26 protein-coding genes are annotated in these 25,340 nt (G+C 54.7%); 10 read left to right on the forward strand and 16 right to left on the reverse strand.

Annotated features, from left to right (window positions below; translation table 11 throughout):
* The first annotated feature begins 20 nt into the window (after positions 1 to 20).
* From AAHF05_RS20735 to AAHF05_RS20745, 3 genes are read left to right on the forward strand one after another with little or no spacing between them, the layout of a single operon-like run.
* Positions 21 to 1,043 (forward strand): hydrolase, encoded by a 1,023-nt coding sequence (locus tag AAHF05_RS20735; RefSeq protein ID WP_129324612.1) that lies wholly within the window; start codon positions 21 to 23, stop codon positions 1,041 to 1,043.
* Positions 1,040 to 1,258: a YheU family protein gene (locus tag AAHF05_RS20740; protein WP_008503016.1), complete on the forward strand. Its 219-nt coding sequence runs from the start codon at positions 1,040 to 1,042 to the stop codon at positions 1,256 to 1,258. The genes AAHF05_RS20735 and AAHF05_RS20740 overlap by 4 nt, the downstream gene beginning before the upstream one ends.
* 30 nt (positions 1,259 to 1,288) lie before the next feature.
* Complete coding sequence (locus tag AAHF05_RS20745) at positions 1,289 to 2,158, forward strand: phosphoribulokinase (RefSeq protein WP_028018000.1); 870 nt, start codon at positions 1,289 to 1,291, stop codon at positions 2,156 to 2,158.
* Positions 2,159 to 2,224: 66 nt separating this feature from the next.
* On the opposite strand, the gene AAHF05_RS20750 is transcribed toward AAHF05_RS20745, so the two are convergent.
* Positions 2,225 to 2,629 carry an OsmC family protein gene (locus tag AAHF05_RS20750; protein ID WP_049007351.1) on the reverse strand — a complete coding sequence of 135 codons (405 nt, stop codon included), beginning with the start codon at positions 2,627 to 2,629 and terminating at the stop codon, positions 2,225 to 2,227.
* Positions 2,630 to 2,940: 311 nt separating this feature from the next.
* Here AAHF05_RS20750 and crp point away from each other — a divergent pair, with 311 nt between their 5' ends.
* Entirely contained in the window at positions 2,941 to 3,573 is a 633-nt protein-coding gene (gene crp, locus AAHF05_RS20755; RefSeq protein ID WP_000242758.1) for a cAMP-activated global transcriptional regulator CRP, read from the forward strand.
* 57 nt (positions 3,574 to 3,630) lie between these two features.
* Positions 3,631 to 5,712, forward strand: coding sequence for a YccS/YhfK family putative transporter (locus AAHF05_RS20760; RefSeq protein ID WP_129324619.1), 2,082 nt, complete (start codon positions 3,631 to 3,633; stop codon positions 5,710 to 5,712).
* Here the strand turns inward: AAHF05_RS20760 and AAHF05_RS20765 are convergent.
* The 4 genes from AAHF05_RS20765 to ppiA all read right to left on the reverse strand — a co-directional run bounded on the left by AAHF05_RS20765 (position 5,709) and on the right by ppiA (position 8,871).
* Positions 5,709 to 6,929: an aspartate aminotransferase family protein gene (locus tag AAHF05_RS20765; RefSeq protein ID WP_028018003.1), complete on the reverse strand. Its 1,221-nt coding sequence runs from the start codon at positions 6,927 to 6,929 to the stop codon at positions 5,709 to 5,711. The genes AAHF05_RS20760 and AAHF05_RS20765 overlap by 4 nt on opposite strands.
* Before the next feature lie 86 nt (positions 6,930 to 7,015).
* Entirely contained in the window at positions 7,016 to 7,579 is a 564-nt protein-coding gene (gene pabA / locus AAHF05_RS20770) for an aminodeoxychorismate synthase component 2 (protein ID WP_129324611.1), read from the reverse strand.
* Positions 7,580 to 7,609: 30 nt separating this feature from the next.
* The gene (locus tag AAHF05_RS20775; RefSeq protein ID WP_129324610.1) at positions 7,610 to 8,194 is read right to left on the reverse strand and encodes a putative adenosine monophosphate-protein transferase Fic; all 585 of its coding nucleotides are present in this window, start codon (positions 8,192 to 8,194) and stop codon (positions 7,610 to 7,612) included.
* 104 nt (positions 8,195 to 8,298) lie between these two features.
* Positions 8,299 to 8,871 (reverse strand): peptidylprolyl isomerase A, encoded by a 573-nt coding sequence (gene ppiA, locus AAHF05_RS20780; protein ID WP_023309471.1) that lies wholly within the window; start codon positions 8,869 to 8,871, stop codon positions 8,299 to 8,301.
* Positions 8,872 to 9,148: 277 nt separating this feature from the next.
* On the opposite strand from ppiA, the gene tsgA reads away from it, so the two are divergent.
* The gene (tsgA, locus tag AAHF05_RS20785; protein WP_129324609.1) at positions 9,149 to 10,333 is read left to right on the forward strand and encodes an MFS transporter TsgA; all 1,185 of its coding nucleotides are present in this window, start codon (positions 9,149 to 9,151) and stop codon (positions 10,331 to 10,333) included.
* 17 nt (positions 10,334 to 10,350) lie between these two features.
* On the opposite strand, the gene AAHF05_RS20790 is transcribed toward tsgA, so the two are convergent.
* Entirely contained in the window at positions 10,351 to 11,652 is a 1,302-nt protein-coding gene (locus tag AAHF05_RS20790) for a cytosine deaminase (protein WP_049007356.1), read from the reverse strand.
* Between the two features lie 239 nt (positions 11,653 to 11,891).
* Here AAHF05_RS20790 and nirB point away from each other — a divergent pair, with 239 nt between their 5' ends.
* The 4 genes from nirB to AAHF05_RS20810 all read left to right on the forward strand — a co-directional run bounded on the left by nirB (position 11,892) and on the right by AAHF05_RS20810 (position 16,554).
* A complete protein-coding gene (nirB, locus tag AAHF05_RS20795; protein ID WP_129324608.1) occupies positions 11,892 to 14,435 on the forward strand; it encodes a nitrite reductase large subunit NirB in 2,544 nt (847 codons plus the stop codon).
* Positions 14,432 to 14,758 carry a nitrite reductase small subunit NirD gene (nirD, locus tag AAHF05_RS20800; protein ID WP_028018009.1) on the forward strand — a complete coding sequence of 109 codons (327 nt, stop codon included), beginning with the start codon at positions 14,432 to 14,434 and terminating at the stop codon, positions 14,756 to 14,758. Before nirB ends, nirD begins: the two co-directional genes overlap by 4 nt.
* A 109-nt stretch (positions 14,759 to 14,867) precedes the next feature.
* Positions 14,868 to 16,241 carry a siroheme synthase CysG gene (gene cysG / locus AAHF05_RS20805; RefSeq protein WP_129324607.1) on the forward strand — a complete coding sequence of 458 codons (1,374 nt, stop codon included), beginning with the start codon at positions 14,868 to 14,870 and terminating at the stop codon, positions 16,239 to 16,241.
* Positions 16,242 to 16,383: 142 nt separating this feature from the next.
* The gene (locus AAHF05_RS20810) at positions 16,384 to 16,554 is read left to right on the forward strand and encodes a YhfL family protein (protein ID WP_028018011.1); all 171 of its coding nucleotides are present in this window, start codon (positions 16,384 to 16,386) and stop codon (positions 16,552 to 16,554) included.
* A gap of 81 nt (positions 16,555 to 16,635) precedes the next feature.
* Here AAHF05_RS20810 and trpS read toward each other — a convergent pair whose 3' ends face one another.
* From trpS to AAHF05_RS20860, 10 genes are all read right to left on the reverse strand, one after another.
* Positions 16,636 to 17,640, reverse strand: a complete 1,005-nt coding sequence (trpS, locus tag AAHF05_RS20815) for a tryptophan--tRNA ligase (protein ID WP_129324606.1) — start codon at positions 17,638 to 17,640, stop codon at positions 16,636 to 16,638.
* Positions 17,633 to 18,394, reverse strand: a complete 762-nt coding sequence (gene gph, locus AAHF05_RS20820; protein ID WP_114979359.1) for a phosphoglycolate phosphatase — start codon at positions 18,392 to 18,394, stop codon at positions 17,633 to 17,635. The genes trpS and gph overlap by 8 nt, the downstream gene beginning before the upstream one ends.
* Positions 18,387 to 19,064 (reverse strand): ribulose-phosphate 3-epimerase, encoded by a 678-nt coding sequence (rpe, locus tag AAHF05_RS20825; protein WP_008503032.1) that lies wholly within the window; start codon positions 19,062 to 19,064, stop codon positions 18,387 to 18,389. Before rpe ends, gph begins: the two co-directional genes overlap by 8 nt.
* A gap of 41 nt (positions 19,065 to 19,105) precedes the next feature.
* Complete coding sequence (gene dam / locus AAHF05_RS20830; RefSeq protein ID WP_028018014.1) at positions 19,106 to 19,918, reverse strand: adenine-specific DNA-methyltransferase; 813 nt, start codon at positions 19,916 to 19,918, stop codon at positions 19,106 to 19,108.
* Between the two features lie 67 nt (positions 19,919 to 19,985).
* On the reverse strand, positions 19,986 to 21,287 hold the full coding sequence (gene damX / locus AAHF05_RS20835; RefSeq protein ID WP_129324605.1) for a cell division protein DamX: 1,302 nt from the start codon (positions 21,285 to 21,287) through the stop codon (positions 19,986 to 19,988).
* 92 nt (positions 21,288 to 21,379) lie between these two features.
* The gene (gene aroB / locus AAHF05_RS20840; RefSeq protein WP_129324604.1) at positions 21,380 to 22,468 is read right to left on the reverse strand and encodes a 3-dehydroquinate synthase; all 1,089 of its coding nucleotides are present in this window, start codon (positions 22,466 to 22,468) and stop codon (positions 21,380 to 21,382) included.
* A 57-nt stretch (positions 22,469 to 22,525) separates the two neighbouring features.
* The gene (aroK, locus tag AAHF05_RS20845) at positions 22,526 to 23,047 is read right to left on the reverse strand and encodes a shikimate kinase AroK (RefSeq protein WP_003861630.1); all 522 of its coding nucleotides are present in this window, start codon (positions 23,045 to 23,047) and stop codon (positions 22,526 to 22,528) included.
* A 286-nt stretch (positions 23,048 to 23,333) separates the two neighbouring features.
* A complete protein-coding gene (gene hofQ / locus AAHF05_RS20850; RefSeq protein WP_374936475.1) occupies positions 23,334 to 24,557 on the reverse strand; it encodes a DNA uptake porin HofQ in 1,224 nt (407 codons plus the stop codon).
* Positions 24,484 to 24,888, reverse strand: a complete 405-nt coding sequence (locus tag AAHF05_RS20855) for a HofP DNA utilization family protein (RefSeq protein WP_129324602.1) — start codon at positions 24,886 to 24,888, stop codon at positions 24,484 to 24,486. Before AAHF05_RS20855 ends, hofQ begins: the two co-directional genes overlap by 74 nt.
* A complete protein-coding gene (locus AAHF05_RS20860) occupies positions 24,878 to 25,339 on the reverse strand; it encodes a HofO (RefSeq protein WP_129324601.1) in 462 nt (153 codons plus the stop codon). The genes AAHF05_RS20855 and AAHF05_RS20860 overlap by 11 nt, the downstream gene beginning before the upstream one ends.
* Position 25,340: the final 1 nt, after the last annotated feature.

The raw sequence follows: 25,340 nt of genomic DNA on the forward strand, positions 1-25,340 counted from the left end.
AGAATTAGCATCGCATCGTTATGACCCAAATCATTCCATCAGACTTCGACATAGCTACTGAAGAGAGCGCTGAGTTCGTGCCCATGCGCGGCGTGTCCAATCGCCACCTGCAGACCATGCTGCCACGGCTTATCCGTCGCAAGGTTCAGTTCACCCCGCACTGGCAACGGCTGGATTTACCGGACGGAGACTTTCTGGATCTCGCCTGGAGCGAGGAACCGGAACAGGCTCGCCATAAGCCGCGTCTGGTGGTCTTTCACGGTCTGGAAGGCAGCCTGCACAGTCCGTATGCACACGGGTTAATTGAGGCGGCAAAAGCGCGTGACTGGCTCGGTGTGGTGATGCATTTTCGCGGCTGTAGCGGCGAGCCAAATCGCCAGAAACGCATTTATCACTCGGGTGAAACCGAGGACGGTACGTGGTTTTTACACTGGCTGCGGGAAAACTATGGCACCGTGCCAACGGCAGCCGTGGGCTACTCGTTGGGCGGGAATATGCTGGCTTGTCTGCTGGCCAAAGAGGGCGAAAGCGTCCCGCTGGATGCCGCCGTCATTGTCTCTGCACCATTTATGCTGGAGCAGTGTAGCTACCATATGGATAAAGGTTTTTCCCGCGTCTATCAGCGCTACCTGCTTAACCTGCTGAAAGCAAACGCGGCGCGCAAACTGAAAGCCTACCCGGAGACGCTTCCGATAAGTCTGCGTCAGTTAAAAAAGGTGCGTCGCATTCGCGAGTTCGACGATCTGATCACCGCAAAAATCCACGGCTTTGCCGACGCGATTGACTACTATCGTCAGTGCAGCGCCATGCCGCTGCTCAGCAAGATTACGCAGCCGACGCTGATCATTCATGCCAAAGATGACCCGTTTATGGATCATCATTCGATTCCCGCTCAGGAATTCCTGCCCGACAACGTTCACTATCAGTTGACGGAGCATGGCGGCCACGTCGGGTTTATCGGTGGCACACTGCGTCGCCCGAAAATGTGGCTTGAGACGCGTATTCCTGACTGGTTAACCCCGTATCTGGACGGTGCAAAATGATCATTCCCTGGCAGGATCTGGCTCCCGAAACGCTCGATAATCTGATTGAAAGCTTTGTATTACGCGAAGGCACAGATTATGGTGAACAAGAACGCTCGCTCGAGCAAAAGGTCAACGATGTAAAGCGCCAGCTCAAAAGCGGCGACGTGGTGCTGGTATGGTCAGAACTGCATGAGACGGTCAATATCATGCCCCGCAACGCGTTTCACGGCTGATCTTTAAACCTTTCCAGTCAGGGAGTTGCTATGTCTGCCAGACATCCGGTTATTGCCGTTACGGGGTCGAGTGGTGCGGGAACCACCACCACCAGCCTCGCATTTCGCAAGATTTTCGCCCAGCTGAATCTCCGTGCGGCGGAGGTCGAAGGCGACAGCTTTCACCGCTATACGCGCCCGGAGATGGACATGGCCATCCGTAAAGCGCGCGATCTGGGTAAACACATCAGCTACTTTGGCCCGGAAGCCAATGACTTCGGCCTGCTGGAGCAAACCTTCGTCGAATATGGCAAGAGCGGCACAGGGCAATCCCGCAAGTATCTGCATACTTACGATGAAGCCGTGCCATGGAACCAGGTGCCGGGTACCTTTACCCCCTGGCAACCCCTGCCGGAACCCACTGACGTGCTGTTTTATGAAGGGCTGCATGGCGGCGTGGTAACTCCCCATCACGACGTGGCGCGCCATGTGGATCTGCTGGTTGGCGTGGTACCGATCGTTAACCTGGAGTGGATCCAGAAGCTGACGCGTGACATGAGCGAGCGCGGCCATTCACGAGAAGCGGTCATGGACTCCGTGGTGCGCTCCATGGAGGATTACATCAACTTCCTGACGCCACAATTCTCCCGTACCCATATTAACTTCCAGCGAGTACCGACAGTCGACACCTCCAACCCATTCGCGGCCAAAAGCATCCCGTCGCTGGATGAGAGCTTTGTGGTGATCCATTTCCGCAACCTCGAAGGCATTGATTACCCCTGGCTGCTGGCCATGCTGCAGGGCTCGTTTATTTCGCACATGAATACATTAGTGGTGCCGGGCGGAAAAATGGGGCTGGCGATGGAGCTCATCATGACGCCGCTGGTACAGCGGTTGATGGAAGGGAAGCAGATCGCGTGATCATATTCCCTCTCCCGGTGGGAGAGGGTTAGGGTGAGGGCATCAACACGCACGATGCCCCATCAATCACGCCTCGATCACTTCATACGAATGTGTGATTTTTACTGCTTTCTCCAGCATTAACGCCACAGAGCAGTATTTCTCCGCAGACAGGTCCACCGCGCGTGAAACGGCCGCGTCTTTCAGTTCTTTACCGGTGACTACAAAGTGCAGGTTAATATGGGTGAACAGGCGTGGTGCCTCTTCACGGCGTTCCGACGTGAGTTTAACTTCGCAATCCGTTACATCATGACGGCCTTTTTGCAGAATCGAGACCACATCAATCGCGCTGCATCCACCGGCAGCCATCAATACCATCTCCATCGGGCTTGGTGCTTTATCGCCGGAGTTACCATCCATCAAAACCTGGTGCCCTGAAGCGGACTCGCCCAGGAACGTTAAACCTTCAACCCATTTCACGCGCGCTTGCATATTCATTAACTCCAACGTTGCATTTTTGGTGACAGATTACGCGTGCGTTACATTTCTCGCAATGGAAGGCGACCTGCATCATGCTGAAGCGAGACACCAGGAGACACGCGGCGAAAGCTATGCTAAAACACTCAGGATGCTACAGTAATACATTGACGTTACACATGTATGCAGAGGACATCAAACTTTACTGGCTGCGAAACGTTACGATAGCCGACTTCCCAGGGTATGGGTAAGAATTCGATTGCAACCCCAGAGTCCGGATGCATCTGATGACTCTGGTGACAGCTTATAACAGAGGATAACAGCGCATGGTGCTTGGCAAACCGCAAACAGACCCGACTCTCGAATGGTTCTTGTCTCATTGCCACATTCATAAGTACCCATCGAAGAGCACGCTGATTCACCAGGGTGAAAAAGCGGAAACGTTGTATTACATCGTAAAAGGCTCGGTGGCAGTGCTGATCAAAGATGAAGAAGGGAAAGAGATGATCCTTTCTTATCTGAACCAGGGCGATTTCATCGGTGAACTGGGCCTGTTTGAAGAAGGCCAGGAACGTAGTGCCTGGGTTCGTGCAAAGACAGCATGTGAAGTGGCTGAAATTTCTTACAAGAAATTCCGTCAGTTGATTCAGGTTAACCCTGATATCCTGATGCGTCTTTCTTCCCAGATGGCTCGCCGTCTGCAGGTTACATCTGAGAAAGTGGGTAACCTCGCCTTCCTGGACGTTACCGGTCGTATCGCGCAGACTCTGCTTAACCTGGCAAAACAACCTGATGCGATGACCCACCCTGACGGCATGCAGATTAAAATTACCCGTCAGGAGATCGGCCAGATCGTCGGCTGCTCCCGTGAAACAGTGGGCCGTATTCTGAAAATGCTGGAAGATCAGAACCTGATCTCCGCCCACGGTAAAACCATCGTGGTCTACGGAACGCGTTAATTCCACTCAAACGGCGTGCCATCGCAAGGTGTCACGCCGTTTTTGTCTCTCTTCCCCATGTGGCGTAGGCTGATTTATCACCCGGAAGTTAACTATGCACTGCGACAAACGCTGGTGTTGTGTCTTCCTGTAGCCATCGGCCTGATCCTCGGACATCTTCAGCAAGGTCTGCTGTTTTCTCTCGTGCCCGCCTGCTGCAACATTGCTGGCCTGGACACACCGCATAAGCGCTTTTTTAAACGTCTGATTATTGGCGGCTCGCTGTTTGCTGGCTGTAGCCTCGCCGTGCAGCTCTTACTCGCCCGCGATATTCCGCTGCCGTTAATCCTGACCGTGCTGGCGATGACGCTCGGCGTCACCGCCGAAATCAGTTCCCTTCATGCGCGCCTGCTTCCCGCCTCACTGATAGCGGCCATCTTCACGCTGAGCCTCGCGGGTAACATGCCGGTGTGGGAGCCGCTACTGATCTACGCCCTGGGTACGCTGTGGTATGGGCTGTTTAACTGGTTCTGGCTGTGGCGGGAACAGCCCCTGCGTGAATCATTGAGCCTGCTCTATGTGCAACTTGCGGATTACTGCGAGGCCAAATACACCCTGCTCACCCAGCATACCGATCCGGAAAAATCGTTACCGCCGCTGCTGACGCGCCAGCAAAAGGTGGTGGATCTGATAAGCCAGTGTTATCAGCAACTACACATGCTCGCCGCCAACAAGAATCACGAATACAAACGGCTGCTGCGTATCTTCCAGGTGGGGCTGGATCTGCAAGAACATATCTCCGTGAGCCTGCATCATCCTCAGGAGGTGCAAAATCTGGTCGAGCGCAGCCATGCCGAAGCGGTGATCCGCTGGAATGCGCAAACCGTCTCTGCGCGTCTGCGGGTGCTGGCTGATGACATTTTATATCACCGCTATCCCACGCGTTTTAACATGGACAAACAACTCGGCGCGCTGGAGAAAATCGCCCGCCAGCATGAGGACAACCCGGTGGGCCAGTTTGCCGCCTGGCATTTCAGCCGTATCGCCCGCGTGTTGCGCACCCAACGCCCGCTTTATCCCCGCGATCTCATGGCGGATAAACAAAAACGTCTGCCGTTATTGCCGGCGCTCAGAAGCTATCTGTCTCTTAAATCGTCCGCTCTGCGCAACGCCGCACGGATTAGCGTCATGCTCAGTACCGCCAGCCTGATGGGCATGGCGCTGCATCTACCTAAACCCTACTGGATCTTAATGACCGTGCTGTTTGTCACCCAGAACGGCTATGGCGCCACGCGCGTGCGTATACTGCACCGGGCGGGCGGAACGATGGCCGGGCTGATTATTGCGGGCGTCACGCTGCACTTTCACGTGCCGGAAGGTTATACCCTGGCGGGAATGCTGATAATTACGCTAGTGAGCTACCTGATTATCCGCAAAAACTATGGCTGGGCGATGGTGGGCTTTACGGTAACGGCGGTATACACCCTGCAACTGCTCACGCTCAATGGCGAACAATTTATTGTCGCCAGACTGATCGATACCCTGATTGGCTGTCTGATTGCCTTTGGCGGCATGGTCTGGCTGTGGCCGCAATGGCAAAGCGGACTGTTGCGCCAGAACGCCCATGACGCGCTGGAGGCCGACCAGCAGGCCATTCGTCTGATCCTGAGCGACGATCCGCAACCCTCCCCGCTGGCGTATCAGCGGATGAAGGTAAACCAGGCGCACAACGCCCTGTTTAACTCGCTCAACCAGGCAATGCAGGAACCGGGCTTTAACTCGCACTATCTGGCGGATATGAAGCTCTGGGTGACGCACAGCCAGTTTATCGTCGAGCACATTAACGCCATGACCACGCTGGCGCGCGAGCACACGATGCTGACGCCGGATCTGGCGCAGCGCTATTTGCAGTCGTGTGAAATTGCCTTACAGCGGTGTCAGCAGCGTCTGGAGTATGACGCGCCGGGCGAGTCGGGCGACTCGAATATTCTGGAAGCGCCGGAGACGTTAACCCACGGGCCAATGAGCACGCTGGAGCAGCATTTACAGCGCATTCTGGGGCATCTGAACACCATGCACACCATTTCGTCGGTGGCATGGCGTCAGCGCCCGCATCACGGGATTTGGTTAACGCGGATATTAAAGCGGACGGAGTATTAACCTTTTACGATTTTCTCGACTGCCGCGGCAAAACGGGTTAATCCATCTTCAATGTCTTTGTCTTCTACCACCAGCGACGGTGCAAAACGCATCACATCCGGTCCCGCGTTCAGCACCATCACCCCTTCGCGGGCGGCGGCATGCAGGAAATCGCGCGCGCGACCTTTGTACTGCGGTTTCAGCTCGGCACCGATCAGCAGCCCCATCCCGCGGATCTCGCTGAACACGTCAAACCGATCGTCAATCTGCTGCAGGTGTTTCACAAACAGCTCGCGCTTGGCGCTGACGCCGTTCAGAACCTCAGGTGTATTGATAATATCAAATGCCGCGCCCGCCACGGCACTCGCCAGCGGGTTCCCGCCATAGGTGGAACCGTGAGAACCAACGTGGAACGCGGAGGCAATCTCCTGAGTCGTCAGTACCGCACTCACCGGGAAACCACCGCCGAGCGCTTTGGCGCTGGTGAGAATATCCGGCGTCACGCCGTAGTGCATATAGGCAAACAGATCGCCGGTACGTCCCATCCCGCATTGCACTTCATCAAACACCAGCAGCGCCTGATGCTCATCGCACAGCGCACGCAGGCCTTTCAGGAATTCCGGCGTCGCCGCCGTCACGCCGCCTTCACCCTGGATCGGCTCGACAACAACCGCGCAGGTGTGGTCGTCCATCACCGCTTTCACCGCATGCAGATCGTTAAACGGCACATGGACGATGTCGGCCGGTTTCGGGCCAAATCCGTCGGAATACTTCGGCTGGCCGCCGACGGAGACGGTAAAGAAGGAGCGTCCGTGGAAGGCATTGTGGAAGGCAATGATTTTGGTTTTGTACGGGCTGTGGCGCGTGGTTGCGTAGTAGCGCGCCAGCTTGAAGGCGGTTTCGTTTGCTTCGGTGCCCGAGTTCATGAACAGCACGCGCTCGGCAAACGTCGCATCAATAATCTTGCGGCCGAGGCGTAACGCCGGCTCGTTGGTAAAAACGTTGCTGGTGTGCCAGAGCGTTTCGCCCTGGGTTTTCAGCGCCTCAACCAGGGCAGGATGGCAATGGCCCAGCGCCGTCACTGCAATACCGCCCGCGAAATCAACATACTCTTTGCCTTGCTGATCCCAGACGCGGCTGCCTTTTCCTTTTACCGGGATAAACTCAGCCGGTGCATAAATCGGCAGAATCACTTCATCAAATGTTGCGCGGGTAATTGCAGGTTGTTCAGTTGCCATGTCATGCCCATCCATTTTATGTCACATTGATTGTGAAAATATAATCACAAAATATGCATAAAAAATCACGACAAGGCAATCAATATTCAGCGTTTAAGGAAATTTGCCAGCAGCGCGTGGCCCTGCTCGCTGAGGATGCTTTCCGGGTGGAACTGTACGCCTTCGAGATCCCATTCGCGGTGACGAATCCCCATGATCTCCTGCGTATCGCTCCAGGCGGTCACCTCAAAGCAGTCAGGCAGCGTCGACGGGTCAATCACCAGTGAATGGTAGCGCGTCACGGTTAACGGATTATTGAGCCCGGTGAATACCCCAACGCCAGTGTGGGTGACCGGAGAGGTTTTACCGTGCATCACTTTCGCGGTGCGCACGATAGTGGCACCAAACACCTGCGCAATGGCCTGATGGCCAAGACAGACGCCGAGGATCGGCAGCTTGCCGGCATAGTGCTGGATAACCTCCAGCGAAATACCCGACTCCGACGGGGTGCAGGGGCCGGGTGAAATCACGATTTTATGCGGAGCCAGTGTTTCAATATCCGCCAGGCTAATGTCGTCGTTGCGGCGGACAACCACCTCTGCACCCAGCTCACAAAAATACTGGTAAAGGTTCCAGGTGAAGGAATCGTAGTTATCAATCAGCAGAATCATGGCGGCTCCCGAAAAAAATGCCGCCCTATTCTACTCAGTTTCCCGTGCTTCGCTCACTACTTTGGCAAAGATAGCGTTTAGCGCGGTTAAATCTCCCGTTGCGCCACTTCGGTTAGCCGCCACCCACTGGTCGGGATCGATATCGCGCCAGTCCAGCGAGTAGCCCGCGTGGAGCGCCAGCTGCTCGAAGAAAACGCGTTGGGCAATACCGTTGCCGCGCATAAACGGATGCAGCATGTTGATTTCGCAGTAATAGTGGCTAACTCTGTCAACAAACGCCGCTTTCTCAAGACCCACAAGATACTTTTCGCTTTCCAGCGCCGCCATCAGCTCGTTACCCATCTTCTCGATGTATTCGAAATGGCAGAAAGGAATGTCACCCTTAAAAATATCGTCGGTACGTAACTCGCCTGCCCGCTTCATCTCTCTGCGGTACAAATGGCGGTGAATATGGCACAGATGGGGCAAACCGGGGGCAGAAGGCCCCAGTTCCAGCGTCTCAATGTGGGGCTCTGAAGGACCATTACCTTTTTCAAGGAGGCAACTGGCCTGAAAATTGACGTTACGCTGCTGTTCCCAGAGACGGGATTTTCGCTTATCGGTGAGTTTTTTCACTTAACGCCTCCCTGAATAGTCCGTTTGCCACAAGTATAAGCAGCAAAACGCGCTTTCGCAGGGAGGGGCAAAACACGGGCGGGGGACGCCCGTGTCAAAAAACGTTATGGCAGAACTTTTGCGGAGAGGATAACGACAGGCTTTGACGGCACATTCTGGTATGGGCCGACATCATGTGTAGGCACCTGAGAGATCTTGTCCGCCACATCCATCCCTTTCACAATTTTACCGAAGACGGCATAACCGAAGTCACGCTGGCCGTGGTCGAGGAAGGCGTTATCCGCCACGTTGAGGAAGAACTGGCTGGTCGCGCTGTCTTTATCTGCTGTACGCGCCATGGAAATGGTACCGCGCTTGTTCAGCAGACCGTTGTCCGCTTCGTTTTTAATAGGCGGGTTCGGCTGCTTCTGCTGCATTTGCTCATTGAAGCCGCCACCCTGAACCATAAAGCCCGGGATCACGCGGTGGAAAGTGGTGTTGTTATAGAAACCACTGTTCACGTAGTCGAGGAAGTTTTTCACGGAAACAGGGGCTTTCTGGCTATTCAGCTCCAGCTCAATGTTCCCGGCGGAGGTGGTCAGCAGGACGTGAGGATCTCCTTTTGCTGCCAGCGCAGCAGGGGAAACGGCAGAAAGAGCAAACACAGCTGCGACAGCCGCCAGTGTTGATTTGAGCATGAGAATTCCTTAACAAAGCGCAGTATAAAAAGCGAATGGCATGATTCTAAAGAGCAGTATGAACGGAGACCAGCCTTTTACCTAATTTTACGAATTTGAAACAGTTGTAACCACGCAAACGGTTGGCTTTAGCGCCATATTTTGTGATCGATATCACACAAAATCATGCAATGAAGTTCTATTTTCTCTTAAAAGATATGAATGGATCACTTTAATGTCTAAAATCTGCCCGCTCTCAGCGCCCCCTGGGCGCTTTTCTTTTTTGAACAGGCCAGACATGACTAACAGCAATCGCATCAAGCTCACATGGATCAGCTTCTTCTCCTACGCCCTGACCGGCGCGTTGGTGATCGTCACCGGGATGGTGATGGGGAATATCGCAGACTACTTCCAGCTGCCCGTATCCAGCATGAGTAACACTTTCACCTTCCTCAACGCGGGGATCCTGATTTCTATCTTCCTGAATGCCTGGCTGATGGAAATTGTTCCGCTGAAAACGCAGCTGCGTTTTGGCTTTGTGCTGATGGTCGCCGCCGTGGCGGGTCTGATGTTGAGCCACAGCATCGCCCTGTTCTCCGCCGCCATGTTTGTGCTCGGTCTGGTCAGCGGGATCACCATGTCGATCGGTACGTTCCTCATTACCCACATGTATGAAGGCCGTCAGCGCGGCGCGCGTCTGCTGTTTACTGACTCCTTCTTCAGCATGGCCGGGATGATTTTCCCGATGGTTGCCGCCATTCTGCTGGCACGCAGCATTGAGTGGTACTGGGTCTATGCCTGCATCGGGCTGGTCTACGTGGCGATCTTTATTCTGACCTTCGGCTGTGAATTCCCGGTGCTGGGTAAAAAAGCGCAGACCACGGCAGAACCTGTCGCGAAAGAGAAATGGGGTATCGGCGTGCTGTTCCTCTCTATTGCCGCCCTGTGCTACATCCTGGGTCAGTTGGGCTTTATCTCCTGGGTACCGGAATACGCTAAAGGTCTGGGCATGAGCCTGAACGATGCGGGCAAACTGGTGAGCGATTTCTGGATGTCTTACATGTTCGGCATGTGGGCGTTTAGCTTCATCCTGCGCTTCTTCGACCTGCAGCGCATTCTGACCGTGCTGGCAGGCATGGCAACCGTGCTGATGTACCTGTTCATTAACGGGTCGCCGGAACATATGCCGTGGTTCATTCTGACCCTGGGCTTCTTCTCCAGCGCGATTTACACGTCCATCATTACCCTGGGCTCGCTGCAGACGAAAGTGGCCTCGCCAAAACTGGTAAACTTCGTGCTGACCTGCGGCACCATCGGCACCATGCTGACCTTCGTCGTCACGGGCCCGATTGTAGCGCACAGCGGTCCTCTGGCAGCGCTGCACACCGCGAACGGTCTGTATGCCGTGGTGTTTATCATGTGCCTCGTCCTGGGCTTCGTGACCCGCCACCGCCAGCATAACGTGGCAGCAGCTTCTCACTAATCGCCTTGCCCCTTTGCTTAATCAGAGGGGCTGTTTCTGGCAAAGCTCACCTCTTCCCCACCGCTGTCCATCTGGATCCACGTCTGCGCCAGCTGCGTGGTGGCAATAATCCGCCCCTGACGAATAGACCAGCGCACCGGCACCTGGCAGCGCACCGCTTCAAATCCGCTCTCTGCCGGCAGGATTATCAGGTTTGCCGGGTTCCCCGTTGCGATACCGTAATCACTCAGACCAAAGGTTCTGGCACTGTTGTGTGTAATCAAGTTCAGCCCGCTGTCGATTTGCGGATAGCCCATCATCTGGCAAACATGCAGTCCCATATGCAGCACCTGCAGCATGTTGCCGGTGCCGAGCGGGTACCACGGGTCAAACACATCATCATGGCCGAAGCAGACGTTGATGCCCGCTTCCTGCAGCTCCTTCACCCTGGTGATGCCGCGACGCTTCGGATAGTCGTCAAAGCGTCCCTGCAGATGAATGTTCACCAGCGGATTCGCCACAAAGTTAATGCCCGACATCTTCAGCAGTCGGAACAGCCGCGAGGTGTATGCACCGTTGTAAGAGTGCATGGCGGTGGTATGGCTGGCCGTTACCTGCGCACCAATACCGGCCTCATACGCCAGCGTGGCGACCGTCTCCACAAAGCGGGACTGCTCGTCGTCGATTTCATCACAGTGGATATCCAGCGGGCGGTCATATTTCTTCGCCAGCTCGAAGGCGATATGCAGAGACTGCACGCCATATTCCCGGGTGAATTCGAAGTGCGGGATCGCCCCTACCACGTCAGCCCCCAGTTTTAACGCCTCTTCCAGCAGCGCCGCGCCGTTCGGGTACGAAAGAATACCTTCCTGCGGGAACGCGACAATTTGCAGCGTCACCCACGGGGCAACCTCCTGTTTCACCTCCAGCATCGCCTTAAGAGCGGTAAGCGTCGGGTCGGAGACATCTACATGGGTGCGGACAAACTGAATTCCGTTGGCAATTTGCCACTTCAGCGTTTTCCAGGCACGCGCTTTGACATCGTCATGGCTGAGCAACGCCTTACGCTCCGCCCAGCGCTCAATCCCTTCAAACAGCGTGCCGGACTGGTTCCAGTTCGGCTCGCCTGCCGTCTGGGTTGTATCAAGATGAATATGCGGCTCAATAAACGGCGGGATCGCCAGCCCTCCACGGGCATTTAAGACTTCATAACTTTCGGCGTGGGTATCGTCCATTGGGGTAATGTCACCAAATCGCCCGTTCTCAATGGCGAGTTGCCACAGCCCTTCCCGACCCGGTAAACGAACATTCTGAACAAGCCATAACGGTGTTGTAGACATACCTTTCCCCTAAAAAACGCAGCTGATATTCAGGCGTACCGATTTTTCAACGATCGTCCCTGAGTTGTACACAAATTCAACGACAACGAAAAGCCTTCGATTTCCGCCACTTATAAAAACCCTGACAAATCAGTCGCATACCACCTAAGGAGTAGGCGAAGACGTATTTGATTTGCATCAATAATCGCCATAGCTGAATCGTTAAGGTAGGCAGTAATAGAAAAGAAATCGAGGCAATAATGAGCAAAGTCAGACTCGCTATCATCGGTAACGGCATGGTCGGCCACCGCTTTATTGAGGATCTTCTCGATAAAGCTGACGCTGCCCAGTTCGACATTACCGTGTTCTGTGAAGAACCCCGCAAGGCGTACGACCGTGTGCACCTGTCTTCCTACTTCTCACATCATACCGCTGAAGAGCTCTCTCTGGTGCGTGAGGGTTTCTACGAGAAGCATGGCGTAAAAGTACTGGTGGGAGAACGCGCTATCACCATCAACCGCCAGGAAAAAGTGATCCACTCCAGCGCCGGACGCACGGTTTTTTACGACAAGCTGATCATGGCGACGGGCTCCTATCCGTGGATCCCGCCAATCAAAGGCTCGGAAACCCAGGATTGCTTCGTCTACCGTACCATTGAAGACCTCAAAGCCATTGAAAACTGTGCACGTCGCAGCAAACGCGGTGCAGTAGTTGGTGGCGGCCTGCTGGGTCTGGAAGCCGCAGGCGCACTGAAAAACCTCGGCGTTGAAACTCACGTCATCGAATTTGCCCCGATGCTGATGGCCGAGCAGCTGGACCACATGGGTGGTGACCAGTTACGTCGTAAAATCGAAAGCATGGGCGTGAAGGTTCACACCAGCAAAAACACCAAAGAGATCGTCCAGGAAGGCACTGAAGCGCGCAAAACCATGCGTTTTGCCGACGGCAGCGAGCTTGAAGTGGACTTTATCGTCTTCTCCACCGGTATTCGTCCGCGCGACAAGCTGGCTAACCAGTGTGGACTGGCCGTTGCTCAGCGCGGTGGTATCATGATTAACGATACCTGCCAGACCTCTGACCCGGACATCTACGCAATTGGCGAGTGCGCCAGCTGGAACAACCGCGTGTACGGGCTGGTCGCCCCCGGCTACAAAATGGCGCAGGTTGCCGTTGACCATATCCTTGGAACGGAGAACGCCTTCGAAGGCGCAGACATGAGCGCCAAGCTGAAGCTGCTGGGCGTAGACGTTGGCGGTATTGGCGATGCGCACGGTCGTACCCCGAACTCGCGCAGCTACGTCTACCTCGACGAAAGCAAAGAGGTCTACAAACGACTCATCGTCAGCCAGGATAATAAAACTCTTCTCGGCGCGGTGCTGGTGGGTGACACCAGCGATTACGGCAACCTGCTGCAACTGGTGCTGAATGCCATCGAACTGCCGGAAAACCCGGACGCCCTGATCCTGCCGGCTCATGCCTCCAGCGGCAAGCCGTCTATCGGTGTCGATAAACTGCCGGACAGCGCGCAAATTTGCTCCTGCTTCGACGTCACCAAAGGCATGTTGATTTCCGCTATCAACAAAGGTTGCCACACCGTGGCGGCGCTGAAAGCAGAAACCAAAGCCGGTACCGGCTGCGGCGGTTGTATTCCACTGGTCACCCAGGTGCTGAACGCCGAACTGGCGAAACAGGGCATCGAAGTGAACAACAATCTGTGCGAACACTTCTCTTACTCTCGCCAGGAGCTTTACCATCTGATCCGCGTGGAGGGCATCAAATCCTTCGACGAACTGCTGGCAAAACACGGCCAGGGTTATGGCTGCGAAGTGTGTAAACCGACCGTCGGTTCTCTGCTGGCCTCCTGCTGGAATGAGTACGTTCTCAAACCAGAACATACGCCGCTTCAGGACACCAACGACAACTTCCTGGCAAACATCCAGAAAGACGGGACCTATTCCGTTATCCCACGCTCTGCCGGTGGTGAAATCACCCCGGAAGGGCTGGTCGCCGTAGGTCGCATCGCACGTGAATTTAACCTGTACACCAAAATCACCGGTTCCCAGCGTATCGGCCTGTTTGGTGCGCAGAAGGACGATCTACCAGAAATCTGGCGTCAGCTGATTGAAGCGGGCTTCGAAACCGGCCACGCGTATGCCAAAGCGCTGCGTATGGCCAAAACCTGCGTGGGTAGCACCTGGTGCCGCTACGGCGTGGGCGACAGCGTGGGCTTCGGCGTGGAGTTGGAAAATCGCTACAAAGGCATCCGCACGCCGCACAAAATGAAGTTCGGCGTCTCTGGCTGTACCCGCGAATGTGCGGAAGCGCAGGGTAAAGACGTGGGCATTATCGCCACCGAGAAAGGCTGGAACCTGTACGTGTGCGGTAACGGCGGGATGAAACCACGCCACGCAGACCTGCTGGCAGCGGATCTCGACCACGATACGCTGATTCAGTATCTCGACCGCTTCATGATGTTCTACATCCGTACCGCCGACAAGCTGACCCGTACCGCTTCCTGGCTGGACAACCTGGAAGGCGGCATCGACTACCTGAAGTCAGTCATCATCGACGACAAACTGGGCCTAAACGAACAGCTTGAAGCCGAGATGGCTCGCCTGCGCGACGCGGTGATTTGCGAATGGACTGAAACCGTGAACACCCCGGCGGCACAGACGCGCTTCAAACACTTTATCAACAGCACCCAGCGCGACCCGAACGTGCAGGTTGTGGCAGAGCGCGAACAACATCGTCCGGCGACGCCTTATGAACGTATTCCGGTGACTCTGGTGGAGGAAAACGCATGAGCCAGTGGGTAAACATCTGCAATATTAACGACATCCTGCCTGCCACCGGCGTTTGCGCGCTGCTGGGTAAAGAGCAGGTCGCGATTTTCCGTCCTCGCCATGATGAACAGGTTTTTGCCATCAGCAATATCGATCCGTTCTTCGAGGCCAGCGTGCTGTCCCGCGGGTTGATTGCGGAGCATCAGGGCGAGCTGTGGGTCGCAAGCCCGTTGAAAAAGCAGCGTTTCCGCTTAAGCGATGGCTATTGCATGGAAGATGAGAGCCGCTCTGTGAAGCACTACGACGCCCGCGTGAAGGACGGCATGGTGCAGCTGAAAGGCTAACCTCCGCCCTTTTAGGGATAACGGCAGGAAATTCGTATGTTCCTTACGATCCCTGCTGTTATCCTGACGTCAATTCTTACCCCTTCCATAAATGCTACGAGGTAACGTCGTGGATCACTTGCCGATTTTTTGTCAATTACGCAACCGCGACTGCCTGCTCGTGGGCGGCGGCGATGTGGCCGAACGCAAAGCGCGCCTGCTGTTAGAAGCGGGTGCCCGTTTGACCGTCAACGCCCTCGACTTTGCCCCACAGTTTGAGGTCTGGGCCCAGGCAGGAATGCTCACGCTGCAGCAGGGTGAGTTTAATGAATCCCTGCTGGATACCTGCTGGCTGACGATTGCCGCAACGGACGACGATGAAGTGAACCAACGCGTGAGCGATGCCTGTGAGGTACGCCGTATCTTCTGCAACGTGGTGGATGCGCCGAAAGAAGCCAGCTTCATCATGCCGTCGATTATCGACCGTTCCCCGCTGATGATTGCGGTGTCGTCCGGTGGCCGCTCCCCGGTACTTGCTCGCCTGCTGCGGGAAAAACTGGAGGCTGTGCTGCCACAGCATCTTGGTCAGATTGCGCATTATGCCGGGCAGCTGCGTTCACGCGTGAAGCAAACCTTCGCAACCGTAGCTGAGCGACGTCGGTTCTGGGAAAAATTCTTTGTCAACGACAGGCTGGCGCAGTCGCTGGCGAATCAGGACACGAAAGCCGTTGAAGAGACGACCGAACAGTTGCTGGCCGAACCGCTTGATCACCGCGGTGAAGTGGTGCTGGTGGGTGCAGGGCCGGGAGATGCAGGCTTGCTGACGCTGAAAGGTCTCCAGCAGCTCCAGCAGGCCGATACTGTGGTTTACGATCGCCTGGTCTCCGATGACATCATGAACCTGGTTCGCCGCGACGCCGACCGTGTTTTCGTGGGCAAACGCGCGGGCTACCATTGCGTGCCGCAGGAAGAGATTAACCAGATCCTGCTGCGCGAGGCGCAAAAGGGAAAACGCGTGGTGCGTCTGAAAGGTGGTGATCCGTTTATCTTTGGCCGTGGCGGTGAAGAGCTGGAAACCCTGTGTGACGCGGGTATTCCGTTCTCTGTCGTGCCCGGCATTACGGCGGCATCCGGTTGCTCAGCCTACTCAGGCATTCCGCTGACACACCGGGACTACGCTCAGAGCGTGCGTCTGGTGACGGGCCACCTGAAAACCGGCAGCGAGCTGGACTGGCATAACCTGGCCGCAGAAAAACAGACGCTGGTGTTCTATATGGGGCTGAACCAGGCCGCCACAATTCAGGCGAAACTGCTGGAGCACGGCATGGATGCAGATATGCCCGTCGCACTGGTGGAAAACGGTACCGCCATTACGCAGCGCGTGGTAAATGGCGTGCTGACGCAGCTTGGTGAACTGGCGCAACAGGTTGAAAGCCCGGCACTGATTGTAGTGGGTCGCGTGGTGGAACTGCGCGGTAAACTCAACTGGTTCTCCAACCACTGACGCATATTATTCCTTCCCTGAGTAGTCTTTAAGCGGACTACTCCCCTCTTACAGCTGTCGATAACATACCGCCCCGAAGTGGAACTTTCCCCTTTATTCCCTTGAGTTACATCTCATTTTCGTTTTCAGACAAGGAATGCGTATGTTTAAACTGGCAAAAGCCGCCGTTCTGGTCGGCCTGTTATCGACTCTGACGGCTTGCACCGGTCGTGTAGAAAACACGAAAAATAACTGCAGCTACGATTATCTGCTGCACCCGGCGATCTCCATTTCGAAGATCATCGGTGGTTGCGGCCCGGCGGCACAGCAGTAAGCGTTTTTCAGGCGTAAAAAAACCGGGAATCTCCCGGTTTTTTATTTAGTCGATTTTTTTTCAGGTGGCGACAAAGCAAGCTTAAGGCTTACCCACAAACCCAATCGCTTCATACACCGCTTTCAGGGTTTCAGATGCGCGCGCACTGGCTTTTTCCGCGCCGTCTTTCATCACCTTCTGCAGGAAAGCTTCGTCATTACGATAGCGGTTATAGCGCTCCTGCAGCTCAGTCAGCATGCCAGAAACGGCATCCGCCACTTCACCTTTCAGGTGGCCGTACATCTTGCCTTCAAAATGCTGTTCCAGCTCAGGGATGCTCTGACCGGTAACCCCGGAAAGAATATCCAGCAGGTTGGAGACACCCGCTTTGTTCTGCACGTCGTAGCGCACGACAGGCGGCTCGTCGGAATCGGTGACCGCGCGCTTGAGCTTTTTGACGACTGATTTCGGATCTTCCAGCAGGCCGATAACGTTGTTGCGGTTATCGTCAGACTTAGACATCTTTTTGTTCGGTTCCAGCAGTGACATCACGCGTGCGCCGGATTTCGGAATGAATGGCTCTGGTACCTTGAACACATCGCCATAAATCGCATTAAAGCGCTGGGCAATATCACGGCTCAGCTCCAGGTGCTGCTTCTGGTCTTCACCAACAGGAACCTGGTTAGTCTGATACAGCAGAATGTCTGCAGCCATCAGTACCGGATAGTCGAACAGACCGGCGTTGATGTTTTCAGAGTAGCGCGCGGATTTATCCTTGAACTGGGTCATGCGGCTCAGCTCGCCGAAGTAGGTGTAGCAGTTCAGCGCCCAGCCCAGCTGTGCGTGCTCTGGCACGTGAGACTGAACGAAAATGGTGCTCTTCTCAGGATCGATGCCACAGGCCAGATACAGCGCCAGGGTATCCAGCGTGGCTTTACGCAGTTTCTCAGGATCCTGACGCGCGGTAATCGCATGGAGATCGACGATGCAATAAATGCAATGGTAGTCATCCTGCATGCTGACCCACTGACGTAACGCACCCATGTAGTTACCAATGGTCAATTCACCTGAAGGCTGTGCGCCACTAAAAACGATGGGCTTAGTCATTATTCAATTCCTGATGTTCACTGTGTGAAAGCCCGAGTACGGGCAACAAATCTTTGAAGTGGTCAAACACGACGTCCGGCTCACTTAGCGTGATGGCCTCACCGTAGTTGTAGCCGTAGGTTAACCCGACGGAAGGACACCCAGCCGCTCGGGCAGCCAGAATATCATTGCGTGAATCGCCAACAAAGAGCAGCTCCGCAGGCGTTAAGGATAATTTTCCTGCCACCAGCAGAAGCGGTTCCGGATGCGGCTTTTTGTTTTGTACGTCATCACCGCCCACAATGACGGTGAAATACTTCGCGATATCCAGCGCTTCAAGCAGAGGTGCAACGAATGGCGTTGGCTTATTGGTTACCAGCCCCAGCGGGATGCCTTTCGCATGCAGTGTGCTCAGCGTTTCCAGGACGTCCGGGAACAGGAAACTCCCCTCCTCGACAGTCTCTTCATAGAAACGATCGAACAGTTTGCGCAGAATACGCAGTTGCTCGTCCTTCGGGATGTCGGCATGATCGACGCTCGGTTTACCCTGCGCCGAACGCTGCGACGCACGCTCCTGGCGAGCCCACGTCAACGCACGCTCCATCAGCACGTCAGCACCGTTGCCGATCCACGTTACCACACGCTCTTCACCCGCAACCGGGAGTTCAAGCGCATACAGCGCCTGGTCAACAGCGCTTGTTAAGCCCGGCGCGCTGTCGACCAGCGTGCCGTCGAGGTCGAATGCCACACCCCGAATTGTCTGCAATTTATCCATGACTTACCTTCGCCAGTTCACGGCGCATTTCATCAATGACTTTTTTGTAATCCGGTTGGTCGAAAATTGCCGAACCTGCAACGAACATATCCGCGCCCGCTGCCGCAATTTCACCAATGTTATTCACTTTCACACCGCCATCCACTTCCAGACGAATGTCGTAGCCTGATTCATCAATACGACGACGCACTTCACGCAGCTTATCCAGCGTGTGAGGAATGAACGACTGGCCGCCAAAGCCTGGGTTAACGGACATCAGCAAAATTACGTCCAGCTTATCCATCACATAATCAAGATAGCTCAGCGGCGTTGCCGGGTTAAACACCAGACCCGCCTTACAGCCGTTCTCTTTGATCAGCTGCAACGTACGATCCACATGTTCAGAGGCTTCCGGGTGGAAGGTGATGATGCTGGCTCCCGCTGCGGCAAAATCCGGCACGATGCGGTCAACAGGTTTCACCATCAGGTGTACGTCGATCGGGGCGGTAATGCCATAGTTACGCAGCGCCTTGAGCACCATCGGACCGATGGTCAGGTTAGGAACGTAGTGGTTATCCATCACGTCGAAATGGACGACATCCGCGCCTGCCGCCAGTGCGTTGGCAGTGTCTTCACCCAGGCGGGCAAAATCGGCCGACAGAATTGAGGGAGCAATCAAAAACTGTTTCATCCGCTTCTCCTTGAAATGTGTTTACCGGCGGGCAAAACGGCTCAGGGGCGATAAAGAGCCAGGAGTTCGTCCACCTTTTTACGTGTGCCGCCGTTGCTGCTGATGCTACGCCGCACCTTAACCTGAAAATGCTTCGCGGCTTTGTACCATTCGCGCGTATCAGGCGTGTCGTGATTCGAAATTAACACCGGAATTCTTTTGCTGACCAGCTTTTCCGCCATCTCAGCCAGGCGCGCCTGCTCGGCAGGGCTGAAGCTGTTGGTGTGATAGGCAGTGAAATTCGCCGTCGCAGACAGCGGCGCGTAAGGGGGGTCACAGTAAACCACCGAATTTACGCCTGCCAGTTCCATACACTCTTCATAGGAGAGGCAGTGAAACTCAGCATTCTGTGCTTTTTCAGCAAAGTGATACAGCTCGTCCTGTGGGAAATACGGCCGCTTATAGCGTCCAAAAGGCACGTTAAATTCACCACGAAGATTATACCGACACAGGCCGTTGTAGCCATGTCGGTTAAGATAGAGGAACAACAAGGCCCGGCGGAACGAATCCTCACTCTGATTGAACTCCGCGCGGAACTGGTAGTAAATGTCCGGGTTATTGTTCTCAGGCGTAAACAGTTTACGCGCCTCTGCGACATACTCATCGGTACGCAGTTTGACGATGTTATAGAGGCTGATAAGGTCGCTGTTGATATCCGCCAGGATATAACGAGAAAAATCGGTGTTCAGGAACACCGATCCCGCGCCCACGAAGGGCTCGATAAGACACTCACCTTTCGGCAGGTGCTTTTTAATATCATCGAGCAGGGGGTATTTCCCCCCTGCCCATTTCAGAAAAGCGCGATTTTTTTTCATGCTGACTAACTGATTACACCTTCTCCGGCTGTGGAGAAAGCTCCGACAGCATCCTGCGCTTTAAACATTACTTCAGATCGGCCTGAACCTGATGAATCGGCTTCGCCCACGGGTTTTTCGCCTGAACATCTGCAGGCAACGTCGCTACGGCACGCTTCGCTTCATCTTTAGACGTATAAACGCCGCTGACCAACACATACCATGGCTGACCGTTACGGGTCGTCTGATAAACCACGTAGTTTTTCAGATTGGATTTCTTCGCCCAACTGTTGAGGTTGTCATAGTTAGACGAACTGCTCAGCTGCAGCGTGTAGTTGCTGGAAGGTGCAGATTTCAGCGAACCTACGTTACCTGCTGTTTTGCCCGCTGCGGTGCTGGAAGCTGTAGCAGACGCTGCAGGTGCAGCTGTCGTCGTCGGTGCTGTCGTGCTCGCCGTTGCTTTCGGTGCAGTCTGTGTAACTGGCGCTTTTGCTGGCTCGCTCACCGCAGCCGTTTCAGTATGTTTCGGCTGCGCCGGAACAGCTTTCACTTCAGGCGCTTTCACCACTGCCTGAGGTTTAGTTTCGCGTTTAGGCTCAATCACCGCCTGCTTGCGTTCAGGACGTGTTGCAGTCTGCGTCTGGCGCGGCTTGGTTTCGGTCGCAGCAGTTTGCGGCTGAGCGTTACCACCGCGAACCGGGGCAACGGTTGCAGGTTCAGTTGGCAGCGTAGAGTTAACCACGGCGTTATCCATCTGCTGCTGGTTTTGCGGCTGCGTCAGTGCATTATTCAGGTCTCCCTGAACTTCTACACGCTGCTGGCCTTCAGGCGTAACAGGTGCCTGACTCTGAGCTGGGTTTGAGGAAACGGGCGGCAGAGAAACATCCTGTGGTGCTGTGGTGTTTCCTGCGGTCTGCTCTGCAGGGGTAGTACCCGGTGCAGGCTGCGCGCCATTTGCCTGATTAGCCGCATCGTTACCGGAGAGGTTGATGCTCTTCTCAGCGGAAGCGGTTTGCTCGGTTGAGTTCGTTGATGGTGCTTTAAGTGCAGAACCAATGCCGACAATCAGCAGCACAAGTACCAACACGCCAAGCCCCATCATAAGATACTGGCGGGAAGCCGGTTTTGGTGCAGCGGCTTTCTTACGTTTACGCGGGCGACGCTCTACAGGCTCTTCGTCCATTGAATCTTCTTCGGACTCATAATCCTCTTCTGCTCGCTCATCGTGCGCGTTGCGGCTGCGCGAGGGGCGACGATCGTCTGCATCCAGATCAACATCGTCAAAATTGATCTGCGGCTCGTTATCACGTTCTGAAGATTGACGAGAACGACCAGTACGACGATCGCTGGGATCGGGTTTCAGCTCGTCTTCTGGTTTGAATTCATCCATTTAACACCCCACTCAAAGGCTTATGCCAACGACTTTGCATTTCACCTGAAGCTAAACGACCACCTGCAACAGTGGCCTGACCTTTCTAGTTGTTACGCCTGCTGACAATCAGCGATAGCGCCAAGAACGACATCGTGCGGCACTCCGCCGCGCACTTCACTCTTCCCTATTGCAAGCGGGAGTACAAGACGCATCTCACCTGCCAATACTTTTTTATCGCGCATCATGTGGGGTAAATACGCTTGTGCCGACATCTCTTGCGGCCCAGTCACCGGCAAGCCTGCACGCTCAAGCAGCGCGATGATGCGCGCCGTTTCATCCGGTTTAAACTGCCCCAGACGTTCAGAGGTGCGAGCAGCCATCACCATTCCGGCAGCAACCGCTTCACCGTGAAGCCAGTTACCGTAACCCATTTCGGCTTCAATCGCGTGACCAAACGTATGCCCAAGATTCAGTAAAGCACGTAAGCCCGTTTCACGCTCGTCTGCTGCGACAACTTCCGCTTTCAGCTCACAACAACGACGGATGCAATATGCCAGTTTAGCCTCATCCAGTCGCAGCAATGCATCCATATTCTCTTCAAGCCAGTCAAAGAACTCGCCATCCAGAATAATGCCGTATTTGATCACTTCAGCAAGACCCGAAGCCAGCTCGCGCTTCGGCAGCGTTTTCAGACAGTCGAGATCCACCACCACCGATACAGGCTGGTAGAATGCGCCAATCATGTTTTTGCCAAGCGGATGGTTGACCGCAGTTTTGCCGCCAACAGAAGAATCGACCTGAGACAGCAACGTAGTCGGAATCTGAATAAAACGGACACCACGTTGATAGCTTGCAGCCGCAAAGCCGGTGAGATCGCCCACAACACCGCCGCCCAGGGCAAGCAATGTTGTATCGCGACCATGCGGTTTTTGCAGCAATGCGGTAAAGACGGTATCCAGTACCGTCAGACTTTTATACTGCTCGCCATCGGGCAGAATGACACTGTCGACTTTTACGCCCGCCTGCTCTAGCAGGTGGCGTACACGGTCAAGATAAAGCGGAGCCAGCGTCTCGTTGGTGACCAGCATCGCCTGATCACCCGCTTTCAGTGGTAAAAAGGAAGCTGGGTCGTTAAACAAACCAGCCGCGATGGTGATAGGGTAACTACGTTCCCCGAGAGTAACTGTAATCCTCTCCATGACGCGACATCCACCTTTAATGCTTTTACCCGCAGGCGAGTGTATATAAAGCCAGAATCAGTTGCTTTCCAGCATATGAATAATCTGGTTTGCAACCACTTTAGCGCTCTGATCGTCAGTACGAATGGTCACATCAGCAATCTCTTCGTACAGCGGATTGCGTTCATCGGCCAACGCTTCCAGAACTTCGCGTGGTGGCGTTTCAACCTGCAGCAGCGGGCGCTTTTTATCACGCTGCGTACGTGCCAGCTGTTTCTCGATGGTCGTTTCAAGATAGACCACTACGCCACGGGCGGAGAGACGGTTGCGGGTTTCGCGAGATTTTACAGAGCCGCCGCCTGTTGCCAGCACAATGCCCTGTTTTTCCGTGAGTTCGTTGATCACTTTTTCTTCTCGGTCACGGAAACCTTCTTCGCCTTCTACGTCGAAAACCCAGCCCACATCAGCTCCGGTTCGTTTCTCAATCTCTTGATCAGAATCGTAAAATTCCATATTGAGTTGTTGAGCTAACTGACGCCCAATAGTGCTTTTGCCGGCACCCATAGGCCCAACCAGAAAGATATTGCGTTTCTCTGCCATTTTATCGGTACTACTAAGACTATTCGTTAATGGTAATCCCCGCTTCGCAGACACCCAGCGTAGCAGGACATGAACTGAAACCTCATATGCAATAGAGCGAGAGTCAGACTAAAAATTATCTCAATACTCCGGCTTGTTTGGCAACTGATTAAATCACCGCGCCGGGCGCATAAGGTAATAAGACGTAAGTCCAACTCAAATCGGTACTCCTTGTATGCTAATTCATGCCCCACGTCAAACATCTGCAACAAACTGAATGCAAAATCATTGCGGGGATCGTTACCCGTCAGTGAATACCGACCAGACGTGGTGTAATAAACACCACTAACTCACGCCGTTCGTTGTCTTTTCCATCATGACGAAAAAGCTGTCCAAGCCAGGGGATTTTCCCCAGCCCCGGCACGCTGTCGCTGCCGGTTTTGTTCTTCTGCGAAAAAATTCCACCCAGCGCCAGTGTTTCTCCGCTTTTTACCTCCACCTGCGTTTCGATCTCCTGTTTGTCGATCGCCAGCGTTTCACCGTCAGCCTGCTGAAGCACCTGCCCCGGCATATTTTCACTGATGTGTAATTTCAGACGCACGCGTCCCCCCGGCAATACCACGGGCGTCACCTCCATCCCTAATACCGCCTCTTTAAACTCAACGGAGGTCGCCCCGCTTTCACCGCTTGAGACCTGATACGGGATCTCACTCCCCTGTTTGATGCTGGCCGGTTGCATGTGCGAAGCCAGCAGTCGCGGGCTGGCGATGATATCAACCTGCTGTTTTTGCTCCAGTGCTGACAACTCCAGATCCAGCAGCCGACCATTAATTCGCCCGATATTAAAACCCACGTGGCTGGTGGCGCTTGCTACGGAAAGATCGCTGCCAAGAGTGGTGAGCTGACCAACTTTGCCCGCGTCGGTGGCATCGGCGAGATTCCACTTCACCCCTAGCTCACGCAGGCTTTTTTCATTGATGGTCACAATATGCGCCGCAAGCTCTACCTGCTCGACGGGAATATCCATCTGAGCGGCCCAGCGCTGCAGCGTATCCACCACCGTCTTATTATCCCGAACCAACAGGCGGTTAGTGCGCTTGTCGAGTGATAAACTTCCCTTTGGGCTCAGGAGTTTTTCGGCGGCTTTTTGTAGCTCCCCGGCATCGGCGTAAGAAAATGAGAGACTTTGTGAGACCAGCGGGGCATCCAGCTGCCGGCGCGTCCGCTCCTGCTCTGAACGCTCCCGCTGTTCGCGCTGCCAGGCCGTAGTATGGACATAAAAAATGCCACCCTCCTCCCGTATAACAAGTCCGGCGCTGGTGACCACCGTCTGTAGCGCTTGTCGCCAGGGGACGCGCGTCAGGTTAAGTGAAAGCGAGCCGCTAACATCCGGTGATACCACCAGATTACGGTTCTCCTGCGCGACCAGTGCCTGTAGCACCTGAACCACAGGAACATCATCCACCACCAGCGTGACGGGTTTTGGTACGGTGGCCCACAGCGGTTGGCAGAACGCCAGCAGCAACAGCATTATCCTTAAGTTCATTTTTAATCGTTCCTTCTCGTTGCCACGTCCATTGTCCAGGTTCACATGTGTCACCCACATCAACAACCAGTGCTGACTCATTGATGGCTTTTACCTGCCAGCCCACCGGGAAGCGCTGATGCGTTTTCAGGCGATACCAGCGCTTTTGCCCATCCTGTAAGATGCCAACCGTTTCATGACCCGCCACCATACCGCGGTAGTGCCACTGCACCAGTTGACCACGACTGCAAGGATCGTCCGGCGGGCGAAACGGATCGCGCATACCGGTCAATGTCAGCACCGAACAAACCAGCAAGCAACGCACACTATTTCGCATGATCTGACTCCAGCTCCAGCCGCAGGCGTAACAACGCATCCTGTGGCGCAATAGCGAAAGCCGCGACCTGCACATCCCGCTGTGCCAGCAGGGAAAAAATGGTCGGGATCGCCGGCCATTCAGCATCCAGCGTCAGTTCTCCTCCCCTTTGCGACGGCTTCCAGTGAACCAATTTCATACCGTCCCCCTGAAAATCGAGCGGTGAAAAGGGCTGCATCTCCTGCACTTTCGGAGAGGCAGGGCTAAAAGGTATCTTACTGGCTACGGGCCATAGCGATGCATTAGCCCCCGCATCCTGCATCAATTGCCGCTGGAGCTCAGCACACAGCCTGTCTACTGGGCGGAGCAACATGCTCCATGCGGCCAGCCCGGCAAAGAGAATACTCAGACACCAGCAAAGCACCCGATGCGATGGACGGTTTTCGCACCAGCGTTCCAACAGGGTGTCCACA

The organism is Enterobacter adelaidei, from assembly GCF_041937165.1.
In the GTDB taxonomy this organism is placed as follows: Bacteria; Pseudomonadota; Gammaproteobacteria; order Enterobacterales; family Enterobacteriaceae; genus Enterobacter; species Enterobacter adelaidei.